This is a genomic window from Stenotrophomonas sp. YJH_SMC_19 (genome assembly GCF_059367915.1).
In genome coordinates, this window is record NZ_JCAFRI010000034.1 from 1 (window position 1) to 14,289 (window position 14,289).

A 14,289-nucleotide genomic window follows, 5' to 3' on the forward strand; every position below is an offset into this window, starting at 1 on the left:
AGGTGTCGACCTTGGTCGACACTGCCGGCCAGCGGCCGGCACTACCCCTTCTGCCAGGCCGCCAGCCTGGCCACGGGTGTTCTGGTAGGTGTCGACCTTGGTCGACACTGCCGGCCAGCGGCCGGCACTACCCCTTCTGCTGCCAGGCCGCCAGCAAGGCGCGGCAATCGGCGAAATGCCAGTCGGCGCTGCCGGGCCACGGGTTCTCCGGCAGATTGACCAGCACGGTGTGGGTGCCCGCGGCGCGCCCGCACTCCAGGTCGTAGGCGTGGTCACCGACCATCACCGCGTGCGCAGCCCCGATGCCCCAGCGACGAAGATGCTGCTGCAGGCCATCCGGCGAGGGCTTGGGCACCGCTTCATCGCGGCCGATGATGTCGGCGTCGTCGAACAACGCCCCGACCCCGATCGCCTCCAGCGTCAGCTTCGCCAGCGCATGGTCGTTGCGGGTCAGGATGCCCAGTCGGCAACCCGCCGCCGCCAGCGCGCGCAGCAGCTTCACCGCCCCCGGCGCTGGCAGCGCGTCCTCGGCCAGGGCGCGCTCGTGATCCAGCAGCCACGCGCGCTTGGCCTGCGCCGGTGCGTCGGGCAATGCCGCGATATGGTCGAGGATGTCTTCCTCCGCGGCGATCTCCAGCGCGCGGCGGATCGCGGCGAAGTCATGCACGGCCACCGTCAGCGTGCCGTCCATGTCGAACACCCAGTGCCGGATCGCGGACAACGCGTGCACTGCGCTGCCCGTCGCAACCCTCACTGCCACCATTGCGGCATGCGGCTGGCGTCGACACCGCCGGTTTCGAACACGGCCGTGCGCGTGCCACCGGCCTTGACCGGGAACTCGATGCTGATCGACTTGCCCTTGCGCGCCAGCTTCCACAGTGCCTTCTGATCGGTGATGAACAGGGCGATGGCTTCATCGGTCTTCGGGCGCCAGGCCGCCATTGGTACCGGCTTGCCGTCATCCACGGTCACTTTCACCGTGCATTGCGGGCAACGGAAATCACCGGCCTGCAGCACCAGGTAGGCATGCCGCTTCCACTCCGGATGATCGCGGAACACCAGCTGCACCGGTTTGGCGCCGCTGCCATCCACGTCCACCCGTTCCTTGCTGTAGATCTGCGCCGAGACCTGGTTGCCCTTGCTGCCCACCGGAATCTGGTTGTACTGCCATAGCCCCTGCATGCGGCGCAGGTCGCGCGCGGCGTCGCCCTTGGCCTTGACCTCGTCGAAGCCTGCGGCTATGCGCTCGGCGGCGGCGGTGTCCTTGTACTGGTCCAGCAGCGAGGCACCATGCAGGCGCGCGCGTTCCCAGTCCTGCGCGGCCACGGCCATGTCGTACTGCTTGGCCACGTCTTCGGCCTTGGCCTCCTTCTGCGCCTGCGCGGCGGCCGCAGCGGCTTCCTGCGCCTTGCGTTCCTCTTCCGGGTTGCTGCAGGCGGCCAGGGCCAGGGTGCAGGCGGTGAGCAGGATCAGTCGTTTCATGGCGGAGGTCCTATGCGAGTGCATCCCGATTCTATCGGCAGCGAAAAGCGGATACACCAACGGCGGGTTTCCCCGCCGTTGGCGGTGAAGCAGTGACCGGTTGCCGGCCAGCGGCCGGCACTACCGCTTACTTGGCTTCAGCCTTGGCCAGCATGTCCTGGACCGAGGCGGTGGTGATCGGGTGGTAGCCCGGCTTGGCCTTTTCGAAGGCCTGCTTGGCCAGTTCCAGACCCTTCGGGGTCTTCACCAGTTCGGCGTAGATCGGCAGGATCAGCTTGCGACGGCCGACGCGCTCGATGAATGCAGCCGCCCCTTCATTGGCCTGCTCGTAGCCGCTGCGGATCGCCAGCGGGTACCAGCGCATGGCGATCTCGCCATTGGGGGTGCCGGTGAAGTGGAAGGCCTTGTCCAGCGTGGCCAGCTTGTCCAGCGGCTGGGTCGCACCGAGGCCGTCGATGAAGCGCACCCATTCCTGGGTGCTCCAGTCGGCGATGACCTGGCTGCTGGGCACGGTACCGGCGCTGGCGAATGCGATGCGCGCGGTATCGACGCTGCTGAAGTTGCGCGACTGCGCCTTGGCTGCGAACGCCGGGATGCCCGGCTCGTCCAGCCATGCCTTCAGTTCGGCCTCGGTCACGGCCGACGGATTCTTCGGCAGCAGGTTCTTCTTCAGGTACTCGACGAACTGGTCGGTGTTCGCGCTCTGGAAGGCGTGGTCATCGAACCAGCCCCGCAGGAACGGATCGAAGGTCTCGCGGCCGAAGCGCTGTTCCAGGAACTCCAGGAACCACGAACCCTTGACGTAGGCGATCTGGCTGAGCGCTTCGTCGGGATCACGCTCGTTCAGCGGCGGCAGCGCCAGTGCCTGGTCGGCCGGGCTCATGTCCTTCACTTCGGCCAGCAGGTCGGTCTGGTCGATCTGCTTCTCCATCTCGGCCATCTCCTTGCCGTACAGGGCTTCGGTGATGCGGCCCTGGACGTAGGTGGTGAAGCCTTCGTTGAGCCAGATGTCCTTCCAGCTGGCGTTGGTCACCAGGTTGCCCGACCAGCTGTGCGCCAGTTCGTGGGCGACCAGCGAGACCAGCGACTTGTCGCCGACGATCACGGTCGGGGTGGCGAAGGTCAGGCGCGGGTTTTCCATGCCGCCGAACGGGAACGACGGCGGCAGCACCAGCATGTCGTAGCGGCCCCAGCGGTATTCGCCGTACAGCTTCTCGGCGGCACCGATCATCTTCTCGGTGTCTTCGAATTCCTTGGCGGCCTTGTTGACCATGGTCGGCTCGGCCCAGACGCCGGAGCGGCCGGAGATCGGCTCGAACACCAGGTCGCCGGCCGCGATGGCCAGCAGGTAGGACGGAATCGGCTGCGGCATCTTGAAGGTGTAGTCACCGTCACGCGCCGCCTTCGGATCGTTGTCGGCGCTCATCAGCACCATCACGTCCGGGCGCGAGACCACGTGCGCGCTGTAGGTGAAACGCACGCTCGGGGTGTCCTGCAGCGGCACCCACGAACGGGCGTGGATGGCCTGCGACTGGCTGAACATGAAGGGCAGCTTCTTGCCCTCGGTCATCGACGGTGCCAGCCACTGCAGGCCCGATGCGGTCGGCGCGGTGTGGTAGGTCACTTCCACCTTGGCCGGCTGTTCCGGGGCCTCGATGGTCAGCTTGCTGCCGAACACCTTGTCAGCGGCGGCCAGCTCGAACTTCAGCGGGCTGCGCGCGCCATCGGCGGCCACGGCCTCGACCTTGGACACGGTCAGCTCGCGGGTGTCGAGCACCAGCTGCCTGGCGTCCTTCTGCTTCCATTCCAGGGTGTAGGTGGCGGTGCCGCCAATCTGCTTCTGGTCGAAGTCGAGCTTCAGATCCAGCGCGATGTCCTTGATGACGACCTTGTCCGGCTCGGCGTACGAGCTTTCGTCGTGGCTGCGGTTCTCGGCGTTCACGGGGGCGGCAGGGGCCTTTGCGGCAGTCGGGGCGGCGGCGGGCGCGGCCGCCTCCTGGGAGCAGCCGGCGGCCAGGGCCACGGCCAGCGGAAGGAGCATCAGCGGATTACGCATGAATCGGGACCGTTACGGGGATCAAACCCCAATGGTACCTCCCTCCGGCCCGGCAGGCGTTGCGCGGTGCGGGGTAATGGCAGGCAAGCCGATCCTGCGCCTCGGGCGCATGCCAACCAATGTCGGCATCTACAGGCAGGTACCAACCTTGGTTGGCACGGACCCATCAACGCATGCGGCAGGCCCGTGCCGACCAAGGTCGGCAGCTACCAGATCGGATCACCGCAGCGGGCGAGCACCAACCACGGTTGGCACCCACCAGAGCGGGGCTTACAGCTTGTAGCCGGAGTGGATCGAAACGATGCCGCCGGTCAGGTTCTTGTAGTGGCAGCGCTCGAACCCGGCCTGCCCCATCATCGCCTTCAGTTCATCCTGCGGCGGGTGCTTGCGGATGCTCTCGGCCAGGTACTGGTAGCTGTCCGAGTCATTGGCGAACAGCTTGCCCAGCTTCGGCAGGATCTTGAACGAGTGGAAGTCGTAGATCGGCTTGAACCAGTCCGCGGTGACTTCGGAGAACTCCAGCACGCGGGCCTGGCCCCCGACCTTCAGCACGCGGTACATCTCGCGCAGGCCGGCGTCCTTGTCGGTCACGTTGCGCAGGCCGAAGGCGATGGTGACCAGGTCGAAGCTGTTGTCCGGGAACGGCAGGGCCTCGGCGTTGCACTGCACGTAGTCCAGGCCCAGCACCAGGCCGCGGTTGGTCAGGCGATCACGGCCGACCGACAGCATGCCGGCGTTGATGTCGCCCAGCACCACCGAGCCCTCGGCGCCGACGCGCTCCTTCAGCAGGGCGGCGATGTCGCCGGTGCCGCCCGCCAGATCGAGCACGCGGTCGCCCGGCTTCACCTGCGCGGTGGCCACGTAGTAGCGCTTCCACGCCCGGTGCACGCCCAGGCTCATCAGGTCGTTCATCAGGTCGTAGTTGCGCGCGACCGAGGTGAACACCTGGCCGACCAGCTTCTGCTTGTCCTTGGCGGCGACGTCGCGGAACCCGAAATGGGTGGTACCGGCTTTGTAGGGGGATTCGCTCATGGCCCCGATTATCGCACCGCCGGGGGCCAGCGGCACCCCCTGCCCGTATCATGGCGGGCCACGACTTACCGGAGCCCCGCATGATCACCACGCCCGACTACCAGGCCCTGCTGCAGACCGCCATCGCCGAAGCCCGCCAGGGCCTGGCCGAGGGCGGCGTGCCGATCGGCGCAGCCCTGTACCACAACGACGGCCGCCTGCTTGGCTGCGGCCACAACCGCCGCGTACAGGAAGGCGACCCGTCGGTGCACGGCGAGACCGATGCGTTCCGCAAGGCCGGCCGCCAGCGCCGTTACCAGGACACGATCATGGTCACCACCCTGGCACCGTGCTGGTACTGCTCTGGCCTGGTGCGCCAGTTCAACATCGGCACCGTGGTGGTGGGCGAATCGCGCACCTTCCAGGGCGGCATCGACTGGTTGCGGGAAAATGGCGTCAACGTGATCGACCTGGACAGCCAGGAATGCGTGGACCTGCTGGGCGGCTTCATTGCGCAGCACCCGGAGATCTGGAATGAAGACATCGGTGAATGATCACCACGCAGTGTCCTGTTGAACCCGTTTAATGAACGCTTCAGTGCCGGCACGCCCTAGTGCCGGCAGCGTTTGCGGCCATTGCCGTGAACCAGTGCACAGTCAGCTGCGCAACGTGCACACGCTGCGATAACACCCCGCCCGGCTGCCGCGCCTAGGGTGGGGTTACCGGGACTTCTTTCCCCGGCGGAGCCAGCCATGTGCGCGCACGCCGTACGACCTGCACCAGACTCGATCCTCGACCCGATCCGCGAACGCCTGCAGCGGCAATATGCACTGCACCGGCGCGGCGCGTTGTTCTGGACCGCCTACCAGCGCATGCAACTGGAGCTGGTCCGTCGCCATCCGCTCGACCACGAGCGCCTGTGCAACGCGATGGCCACCCTGGCCGAAGATCTCGGTGCCGTCGAGCACGCGCAGTTGATTGGACATGCCAACGCCAGCTCCACATCGCGCTGACGCGGCATGCACCGCCACATACGCCACACTCCGATGAACCCCCACTCCCTTTCCACTCAACCGAACTGGATTGTCATGCACGCTGAAGTCCCCACCATTCCTCCGGTCATCAACGTTGACGCCGAGCTGGATCACTGGCGCCGCCAACATGCCGAAGGCGCACTGCCGCAGAACTCGTTCGGCTCGTACGTGCCGTGGATCAAGTTTGCCTGCGATTCGCTGATCACCCAGCCGCGCGCCAGCGAGGCCGAACGTGACGAGATGTTCCAGACCCAGTACGCCCTGCAGATCATGCCGCGACTGAGTGAAGCCCAGGCCCGCGAATTCGTCGACCGTTGCTGGCAGCACGTCTACCAGAGCAGTCCGGTGCGCAGCCTGCAGGCACCGCGGCTGCAGCGCATGCGCGCCTGACCGCCGCTGCACGGCGCCTGCACGGGCCACTGCCGATCATCCTCGTCACCTGAGTGGGACGACGACGATGAAAGTACGAAACCTGTTCAATACGATCGCCAAGAAGGCCGCGGCCGCCACCGGCTCGCCGTGGACCTTCCTGGCTGCAGTAGCGATCGTGGTGATCTGGGGCATCAGTGGCCCGGTGTTCGGTTTCAACGACACCTGGCAGCTGGTGATCAACACCGGCACCACCATCATCACCTTCCTGATGGTGTTCCTGATCCAGCACACGCAGAACGCGGACACCGCCGCGATGCAGATCAAGCTGGACGAGCTGATCCGGGCGACGGCCGAAGCCAACAACGAACTGTTGGATCTGGAAGAACTGGACGAAGCGCGCCTGGAAGAGATCCGCGCCGAGTACGAGCAGATGGCGCGCGAAGCCGGCGATGCGCTCGCGCGCGTTCGCGCCTGCCATGCAGCGCGGCGCGACGATGAAGCGGTGTAGCAGGTCCTGAAATGACAATGCCGGCCAGCGGCCGGCACTACCATCGATCATCAGGGTAGAGCCGGCCGCTGGCCGGCTGCCCTTCAGCTGCGCTCGTGCCAGCCACCGCCCATCACCTTGTACAGGGTGATGCGGTTGGCCTGCTGCGCCAGCTGCGCCTGCAGCTGGGTCTGTTGTGCGTTGTAGGCGGTACGCCGCGCATCAAGCAGGGTCACGAAGCTGTCCAGGCCCGCGTCGTAGCGCGCCTGCGACAGGCGGTTGGCCTGTTCGGCCGCTTCCACCAGGCGCTGCTGTGAACTCACCTGCTCGTCCAGGCTGACATTCAACGCCAGCGCATCGGCGGTTTCGCGGAAGCCCACCTGGATCGACTTCTCGTACTGCGCCAGAGCGATATCACGATCCGCGTTGGCGATGGCCAGGTTGGCGCGCAGCTTGCCGCCCTGGAAGATCGGCAGCGTGATCTTCGGCAGGAAGCTCCACACGCGCGTACCGCTGTCGAACAGGTTGGACAGTTCGCTCGAACCACTGCCGATGCTGCCGGTCAGCGAGATGCTCGGGAAGAACGCCGCGCGTGCCGCACCGATATTGGCGTTGGCCGCCAGCAGCTGGTGTTCGGCGGCCATGATGTCCGGGCGCTGCAGCAGCACGTCGCTGGGCAGGCCGGCCGGCGGCGGTGCCAGTGCAAGCAGCTGCGGCTCGATGCTGTCCGGCAGCAGCGCCGGATCCAGCTGGCCACCGGCCAGCAGCGCCAGCGCGTTGCGGTCCTGGGCCAGCTGGCCACGCAGGCGTGCGGCGTCCGTACGCGCGGTCTCGACCAGGGTACGGGTCTGGGTCAGCTCCAGCGCCGAACTGCCACCACGTTCGTGGCGGGCCTCGGCCAGGCGCAGCGAATCCTCGTAGGTCTTCAGCGTGGCATCGGCGATCTTCAGCCGCTGCGCATCGGCACCGTAGGTCAGCCATGCGGTGGCCGTCTCGGCCACCAGGCTCAACTGCGCGTTGCGGCGGTTGGCGGCCACCGCGAAGTACTGCTGCAGCGCAGCTTCACTGAGATTGCGCACGCGGCCGAACAGATCCAGCTCGAACTCGGCCACGCCGACACCGGCGGTGAACTGTTCGTTGACACCGGCGTCGGTGCCCTGGCGCTGCATCTGGCCGGTAACGGCCACGCCGGGCACGCGATCAGCGCGCTGCACACGGTACTGGCCGCGCGCGCGCTCAACGTTGAGCACGGCCACGCGCAGATCGCGGTTGTTCTGCAGCGACTGGTCGATCACCTGCTGCAGGCGCGCATCGGTGAAGAAGTCGCGCCAGCCGACGGCGGCGACATCGGCCACCTCGCCCTGCGCGGCCTCGGCCGGCCACTGCGCCGGGATCGCCGGGGCGACAGCGGTGTTCTTCGGCACCAGGGTGGAGCAGCCGGCGAGCGCGAGCACAGCGGCAATGGAAAGGAACAGGGATGCACTTTTCATGGGAATGACTTCCATCGGTACTGCCGGATGGCAGGAGGTCATGCCGGCCAGCGGCCGGCACTACCGTTTCGACAACGCCAGCCTGAGGCCGGCATGACCGTTTCAGGTCACGTCGTGGATTTGCGCTTGAACACGCGCTGCACCACCACGAAGAACAGCGGCACGAAGAACACACCGAGCACGGTGCCGACGATCATGCCGCCGAGCACGCCGGTGCCGATCGCCTGCTTGGCGCCGGAACCGGCACCGGTGGAGATCGCCAGCGGTACCACGCCCATGCCGAAGGCCAGCGAGGTCATCACGATCGGACGCAGGCGGTCGCGCACGGCATGCATGATCGATTCGATCAGGCCTGCGCCCTTCTCCAGGTTCTCCTTGGCGAACTCCACGATCAGGATCGCGTTCTTGCTGGTCAGGCCCACCGTGGTCAGCATCGCCACCTGGAAGTAGATATCGCGTTCCAGGCCCTTGAAGGTATTGGCCAGCACCGCGCCGAGGATGCCCAGCGGGGCCGCCAGCAGCACTGCGGTCGGCACGCTCCAGCTTTCGTACATCGCGGCCAGGCACAGGAATACGATCATCAGCGAGAGCGTGTACAGCAGTGGCGTCTGCGAGCCAGCCTGGCGCTCCTGGTACGACATCGCCGTCCATTCGATGCCGAAGCCCGCCGGCAGCTGCTTGGCCAGCTGTTCGATCTCGGCCATGGCATCACCGGAGGCGACACCCGGGGCCGGTTCGCCCTGGATTTCCATGGCCGACACACCGTTGTAGCGTTCCAGGCGCGGCGAACCGTAATCCCAGTGCTTGGTAGCGAAGGCACTGAACGGCACCATTTCACCCTTGTCGTTCTTCACGGACCAGAGATCGAAGTCCTCCGGCACCATGCGGAACGGCTGGTCGGCCTGCACGAACACACGCTTGACGCGGCCACGATCGACGAAGTCGTCGATGTACGAGCTGCCCCACGCGGCGGCCAGCGTGCCGTTGATCTGGTCGATTGACAGCCCCAGCGAGGTCGCCTTGGCCGCGTCGATGTCGATGCGGAACTGCGGCGTGTCCTCCTGGCCGTTCGGGCGCACGTTGGCCAGCTTCTTGCTGCCGGCGGCGAGGCCGAGCAGCTGGTTGCGCGCGGCCACCAGTGCCTCGTGGCCCTGGCCGCTGTTGTCCTTCAGGAAGAAGGTATAGCCCGAGGCAGTGCCCAGTTCCGGGATGGCCGGCGGCGGGAAGGCGAAGATGAAGGCATCCTTGATCTGGCCCAGGGCCGCCATCGCGCGTCCGGTGATCGGCATCACACCATTGTTGGCGTCACGCTCGCTCCAGTCCTTCAGCTTGACGAATGCCATGCCGGCGTTCTGGCCCATGCCGGCGAAGCTGAAGCCCTGCACCGAGAACACCGAGTCCACCGCATCCTTCTCGTTCTGCAGGAAGTGGTTTTCCAGCGCCGCGATCGATTCCAGCGTACGTTCCTGGGTGGCACCCACCGGGGCCTGCACCAGCGCCATCAACACGCCCTGGTCTTCGTTGGGCAGGAATGAGCTGGGCAGGCGCACGAACAACACGCCCATCAGCACGAACAGCGCCGCCACGATGCCCATGAAGCGCCACGGGCGATGGATGATGCCGCGCACGCCACGCTGGTAGCTTTCGCTGGTGCGGTCGAATCCACGGTTGAAGCCATTGAAGAAGCGACCGGCCAGGCCGCGGTGGGCGACGTGGTGCTCACCTTTCTTCAGCGGCTTGAGCATGGTCGCGCACAGCGCCGGGGTCAGCACGATCGCGACCAGCACCGACAATGCCATCGCCGAGACGATCGTGGCCGAGAACTGGCGGTAGATCACGCCGGTGGAGCCACTCATGAAGGCCATCGGCACGAACACCGCCGACAGCACCAGGCCGATGCCCACCAGCGCGCCGGTGATCTGGCCCATCGACTTGCGGGTCGCCTCGAGCGGCGACAGTCCTTCCTCGGACATGATGCGCTCGACGTTCTCCACCACCACGATGGCATCGTCCACCAGCAGGCCGATCGCAAGCACCATCGCGAACATGGTCAGCATGTTCACCGAGAAGCCGAGCATGGCCAGCACGCCGAAGGTACCCAGCAGCACCACCGGCACGGCGATGGTCGGGATCAGGGTGGCGCGGAAGTTCTGCAGGAACAGGTACATCACCACGAACACCAGCACGATCGCTTCGATCAGGGTCTGCACCACGCCCTTGATCGACACGCGCACGAACGGGGTGGTGTCGTACGGGACCTCCGCCTTCAGCCCGGCCGGGAAGAAGCTCTTCATGTCTTCCAGCGCGGCATTCACACCAGCAGCGGTATCCAGCGCGTTGGCGCCGGTGGCCAGGGTCACCGCCAGGCCGCTGGCCGGCTGGCCGTTGTAGCGGGTGACGAAGTCGTAGGACTCGGCACCCAGCTCGACGCGGGCGACATCCCCCAGGCGCAGCTCGGCACCGTCCTGCGCACCGCGCACGATGATGTTGCGGAACTGTTCCGGGGTCTGCAGGCGCGACTGCGCGTTGATGGTGGCGTTGAGCTGCTGGCCCTTGATCGACGGTGCACCGCCAAGCTGGCCGATGGCCACCTGCGCGTTCTGTGCCTTGATCGCTGCGGTCACTTCCGCAACCGACAGGCCATAGGTATGCAGCTTGTTCGGATCCAGCCAGATGCGCATGGCGTACTTGCCACCGAACACCTGGATGTTGCCCACGCCCGGCACGCGGCTCAGGCGATCGACGACATTGGAACCGACGTAGTCGGCGATGTCGTTGGCATCCATGCTGCCGTTCTCGGACACGAACGCGATGACGTTCAGGAAGCCCGAGCTGGACTTGGCCACGTTGATGCCCTGCCGCTGCACTTCCTGCGGCAGCAGCGGCATGGCCAGCTGCAGCTTGTTCTGCACCTGCACCTGGGCGATGTCCGGGTTGGTGCCGCTCTCGAAGGTCAGGGTGATGGTGGCCTGGCCGTTGGACGAGCTGTTGGAGGAGAAGTAGATCAGACCATCAAGGCCCTTCATGTTCTGCTCGATGATCTGCGTCACCGAGTCCTCGACCACCTTGGCCGATGCACCCGGGTAGGTGGCGCTGATTTCCACCGCCGGTGGTGCGACGTTGGGGTACATCGAGACCGGCAGCTTGAACAGGGCCAGGCCGCCGGCGAGCATGATGATGATGGCGATCACCCACGCGAAGATGGGTCGATCGATGAAAAAGCGTGCCATGGGGTTCTCCGCTTACTTCGCGTCGCCGGCCGGGGCGGCAGGCTGGGCGGCCGCTGCCGGCTTGGCCGGAGCAGCGCCCTTCTCGGTGGCCTTGACCGGCATGCCGGGGCCGATCTTCTGCAGGCCTTCGACAATGACCTTGTCGCCGGCCTTCAGACCGTCCTCGACCAGCCACTTGTCGCCGACCGTGCGGCTGACCTTGACCGGGCGCACTTCGACCTTGTTGTCCTTGCCGACCACCATCGCGGTCGTGTCGCCCTTCGGATCGCGGGCGATGCCCTGCATCGGTACCAGCACCGCATCGCTGCGCACGCCGCCGCCGATCACCGCGCGCACGTAGGTGCCCGGCATCAGCAGGCCGTCCGGGTTGTCCACCTTCACGCGCAGGCCGAAGCTGCCGGTGGCTGGATCGACGCTCACTTCAGAGAACTCCAGCGTGCCCTTGTGCTCGAAGGTGCTGCCGTCTTCCATCAGGATGCTGACCGGCAGCGTCTGGTTGTCCTGCAGGCGGCCGGCAGCAAGTTCGCGGCGCAGCTGCAGCAGCTCGGCCGAGGACTGGGTCAGGTCGACGTAGATCGGGTCCAGCTGCTGCACGGTGGCCAGTGCATTGGCCTGGCCGACGCTGACCAGCGCACCCTGGGTAACGCTGGACTTGCCGATGCGGCCGCTGATCGGCGCGGTGATGCGGGCATAGCCGAGGGTGACGTTGGCCGCGTCCAGCGAGGCCTTGGCGGCACCGACATCGGCCTCGGCCTGCTTCTGCGCGGCCACGGCGTTTTCCAGGTCCTGCTGGCTGACCGCGTCGACCTTGGCCAGCTCGGTGATGCGCTTGGCGCTCAGGCGCGCGGCGTTGGCCGTGGCTTCGGCGCGGGCCAGCTGGGCGCGGGCGCTGTTGGCCTGGGCGCGATAGCTGGCGTCCTCGATCTGGTAGAGCGGCTCGCCGGCCTTGACCATGCCGCCTTCGGTGAACAGGCGCTTGGCAACGATGCCGTTGACCTGCGGGCGCACTTCGGCGACCAGGAAGGCGGTGGTACGGCCCGGCAGTTCGCGGGTCAGGCCCACGGTCTCGGACTTCAGCGTGACCACGGTGACGTCACCCGGGCCCTGCTCGGGGGTCTGGGGTTGGCCGCCGCAGGCAGCCACGGCTGCGGCGATGGCCAGCGACAGTGCAAAGGGTCGGATTCGGCTCAGCAACATGACGGAAAGGCTCTTGAAGGAAAGGATCTCAGCCGGCGCTGATACGGCGGACCCTTCGACCGGTAAAGGTGAAGACCGTGAGAACAGCGCCCACCCGGGTGGAGCGGGAGCCGGACCGGCCTGCCACGCACACGACGGGAATGATGGGAGCGAAATATACATACATGCTTGTTTGTTTGTAAACCGGTACAATTCAGCCACGTTTCACCCGCACTCGTACCTACATGGCCCGCAAGACCAAAGAGGACACCCAGGCAACCCGGGAAGGCATCCTTGACGCCGCCGAAGCCTGCTTCCATGAACACGGCGTGGCCCGTACCACGCTGGAGATGATCGGCGCCCGCGCCGGCTATACCCGTGGCGCGGTCTACTGGCACTTCAAGAACAAGAGCGAGGTGCTGGCCGCGATCGTCGAACGGGTGCACCTGCCCTTCATGCAGGAACTGGAGCGCACCTCGACCGACCAGCGCGACACCCCCGTGCACGACCTGCGCGCGGTGATGATCCACTCCTTCATCGAGCTGTCCGAAGACGAGCGCCTGCGCAAGACCATGGAGATCATGCTGCGCAGCGATGCCTCGGCCGACACCAGGGTGCTGACCGAAATGCAGCAGGCCGGATTCCGCGATGCGCTGGACCGGATGGAGCGTGCCCTGCGCCGCGCCCGCGATCTGGGCCAGCTGCGCGAAGGCGCCGACCCCAAGATCGCCGCGCGCATGCTGCATGCCACCGTGCTGGGCGTGCTGCACGGGGCGATGGTCGAACCGGACCTGATGGACCTCAAGCGCGACGGCATGCTCGCACTGGACATGACCCTGGCCGCCTACGTGAAGGACGGCGTGTTCGTGCCGGGCACTGTGCCCGAGCCGCTGCCCGAAGCGTGAGTGGCGCTGCTGCCGCCACCGCCGCGCCCATCTGAGGACAGCCCCGTGATCCTGGACAACGTGGTGTGGGGCTTCATCGGCTGTGGCAGCGTCACCGAGAAGAAGAGCGGCCCCCCCCTGGCCAGCACACCCGGCTCACGGGTGGCAGCGGTCATGCGCCGCAATGCGGGATTGGCCGAGGATTATGCGCGGCGCCACGCGATTCCGCGCTGGTACGCGGACGCCGACGCACTCATCGCCGATCCGGAAGTGAACGCGGTCTACGTGGCAACGCCGCCCTCGACGCACATGCATTACGCGCTGCAGGCGATCGCCGCGGGCAAGCCGGTCTACATCGAAAAGCCGATGGCCATGGACCACGACGAGTGCCAGCGCATCATCGCGGCCAGCGCCCGCAGCGGCGTGCCCGTGTTCGTGGCCTACTACCGCCGTGCCCTGCCCCGCTTCGCACAGGTGAAGCAGCTGCTGGACAACGGCGCGATCGGAACGCCGCGCAGCGTGCGCGCCATCCTGCATCGGCCGCATTCGGCGAATGCCGCATCGCCCGACTTCTGGCGGACCAATCCGTCGATCGCCGGCGGCGGGCTGTTCGTCGATCTGGGCTCGCATACCCTGGACCTGCTCGACCATCTATTGGGGCCGCTGAGCGACGTGCGTGGCCTGGCCAGTTCGCTGACCGGCGCCTACGCCGCCGAGGACAGTGTCTCGATGTGCTTCCGTACCGGCAGCGGGGCGCACGGCATCGCGCAATGGAGCTTCTGCGCGTTCCGGCGCCTGGATGAGGTCGAGATCACCGGCGACCGCGGGCAGCTGCGCTTTGCCACCTTCGAGGACGTTCCAGTGGTTCTGGAGACCGAAGCGGGCATGCAGGCATTCGACATCCCGAACCCGCCATCGGTCCAGCAGCCATTGATCGTCTCCCTCGTGGACGAGCTGCGCGGCAACGGCCGTTCGCCCTCGACCAGCATCAGCGCCGCCCGCACCAGTGCGGTGATCGACCAGGTGCTGCGGGACTACCGCACCCGGCAATCGCGCTGACCGCACAA

General features: G+C 66.5%; 13 protein-coding genes. 6 read left to right on the top strand and 7 right to left on the bottom strand.

The annotated features are described in order from the left end of the window. Window positions 1–127: 127 nt before the first annotated feature. The 4 genes from AC5P5R_RS21250 to ubiE all read right to left on the bottom strand — a co-directional run bounded on the left by AC5P5R_RS21250 (window position 128) and on the right by ubiE (window position 4,570). Window positions 128–763: an HAD family hydrolase gene (locus AC5P5R_RS21250; protein ID WP_049452255.1), complete on the bottom strand. Its 636-nt coding sequence runs from the start codon at window positions 761–763 to the stop codon at window positions 128–130. After that, window positions 751–1,482, bottom strand: a complete 732-nt coding sequence (locus AC5P5R_RS21255) for a hypothetical protein (protein WP_005411080.1) — start codon at window positions 1,480–1,482, stop codon at window positions 751–753. The genes AC5P5R_RS21250 and AC5P5R_RS21255 overlap by 13 nt, the downstream gene beginning before the upstream one ends. Before the next feature lie 127 nt (window positions 1,483–1,609). Continuing rightward, a complete protein-coding gene (locus tag AC5P5R_RS21260) occupies window positions 1,610–3,538 on the bottom strand; it encodes a M1 family metallopeptidase (protein WP_164281716.1) in 1,929 nt (642 codons plus the stop codon). 270 nt (window positions 3,539–3,808) lie between these two features. Continuing rightward, window positions 3,809–4,570: a bifunctional demethylmenaquinone methyltransferase/2-methoxy-6-polyprenyl-1,4-benzoquinol methylase UbiE gene (ubiE, locus tag AC5P5R_RS21265; RefSeq protein WP_005411082.1), complete on the bottom strand. Its 762-nt coding sequence runs from the start codon at window positions 4,568–4,570 to the stop codon at window positions 3,809–3,811. A gap of 80 nt (window positions 4,571–4,650) precedes the next feature. On the opposite strand from ubiE, the gene AC5P5R_RS21270 reads away from it, so the two are divergent. From AC5P5R_RS21270 to AC5P5R_RS21285, 4 genes are all read left to right on the top strand, one after another. Next, window positions 4,651–5,103, top strand: coding sequence for a nucleoside deaminase (locus AC5P5R_RS21270; RefSeq protein ID WP_005411083.1), 453 nt, complete (start codon window positions 4,651–4,653; stop codon window positions 5,101–5,103). A gap of 198 nt (window positions 5,104–5,301) precedes the next feature. Further along, window positions 5,302–5,562 (top strand): hypothetical protein, encoded by a 261-nt coding sequence (locus tag AC5P5R_RS21275; protein WP_005414515.1) that lies wholly within the window; start codon window positions 5,302–5,304, stop codon window positions 5,560–5,562. Window positions 5,563–5,637: 75 nt separating this feature from the next. Then, window positions 5,638–5,973, top strand: coding sequence for a hypothetical protein (locus AC5P5R_RS21280; RefSeq protein WP_049461452.1), 336 nt, complete (start codon window positions 5,638–5,640; stop codon window positions 5,971–5,973). 67 nt (window positions 5,974–6,040) lie between these two features. Further along, window positions 6,041–6,463, top strand: a complete 423-nt coding sequence (locus AC5P5R_RS21285; RefSeq protein WP_005411086.1) for a low affinity iron permease family protein — start codon at window positions 6,041–6,043, stop codon at window positions 6,461–6,463. A gap of 83 nt (window positions 6,464–6,546) precedes the next feature. Here the strand turns inward: AC5P5R_RS21285 and smeF are convergent, their stop codons facing one another. From smeF to smeD, 3 genes are all read right to left on the bottom strand, one after another. Beyond that, window positions 6,547–7,947: a multidrug efflux RND transporter outer membrane subunit SmeF gene (smeF, locus tag AC5P5R_RS21290; RefSeq protein ID WP_012481298.1), complete on the bottom strand. Its 1,401-nt coding sequence runs from the start codon at window positions 7,945–7,947 to the stop codon at window positions 6,547–6,549. A 92-nt stretch (window positions 7,948–8,039) separates the two neighbouring features. Then, a complete protein-coding gene (gene smeE, locus AC5P5R_RS21295) occupies window positions 8,040–11,162 on the bottom strand; it encodes a multidrug efflux RND transporter permease subunit SmeE (RefSeq protein WP_005411088.1) in 3,123 nt (1,040 codons plus the stop codon). A gap of 12 nt (window positions 11,163–11,174) precedes the next feature. Continuing rightward, window positions 11,175–12,359 (bottom strand): multidrug efflux RND transporter periplasmic adaptor subunit SmeD, encoded by a 1,185-nt coding sequence (smeD, locus tag AC5P5R_RS21300; protein WP_164281715.1) that lies wholly within the window; start codon window positions 12,357–12,359, stop codon window positions 11,175–11,177. Between the two features lie 224 nt (window positions 12,360–12,583). On the opposite strand from smeD, the gene smeT reads away from it, so the two are divergent. Both smeT and AC5P5R_RS21310 read left to right on the top strand, forming a co-directional pair. Then, on the top strand, window positions 12,584–13,243 hold the full coding sequence (gene smeT, locus AC5P5R_RS21305) for an efflux transporter SmeDEF transcriptional repressor SmeT (protein ID WP_005411090.1): 660 nt from the start codon (window positions 12,584–12,586) through the stop codon (window positions 13,241–13,243). 45 nt (window positions 13,244–13,288) lie between these two features. Continuing rightward, entirely contained in the window at window positions 13,289–14,281 is a 993-nt protein-coding gene (locus AC5P5R_RS21310) for a Gfo/Idh/MocA family protein (RefSeq protein ID WP_100438143.1), read from the top strand. The last annotated feature ends 8 nt before the right edge of the window (window positions 14,282–14,289 follow it).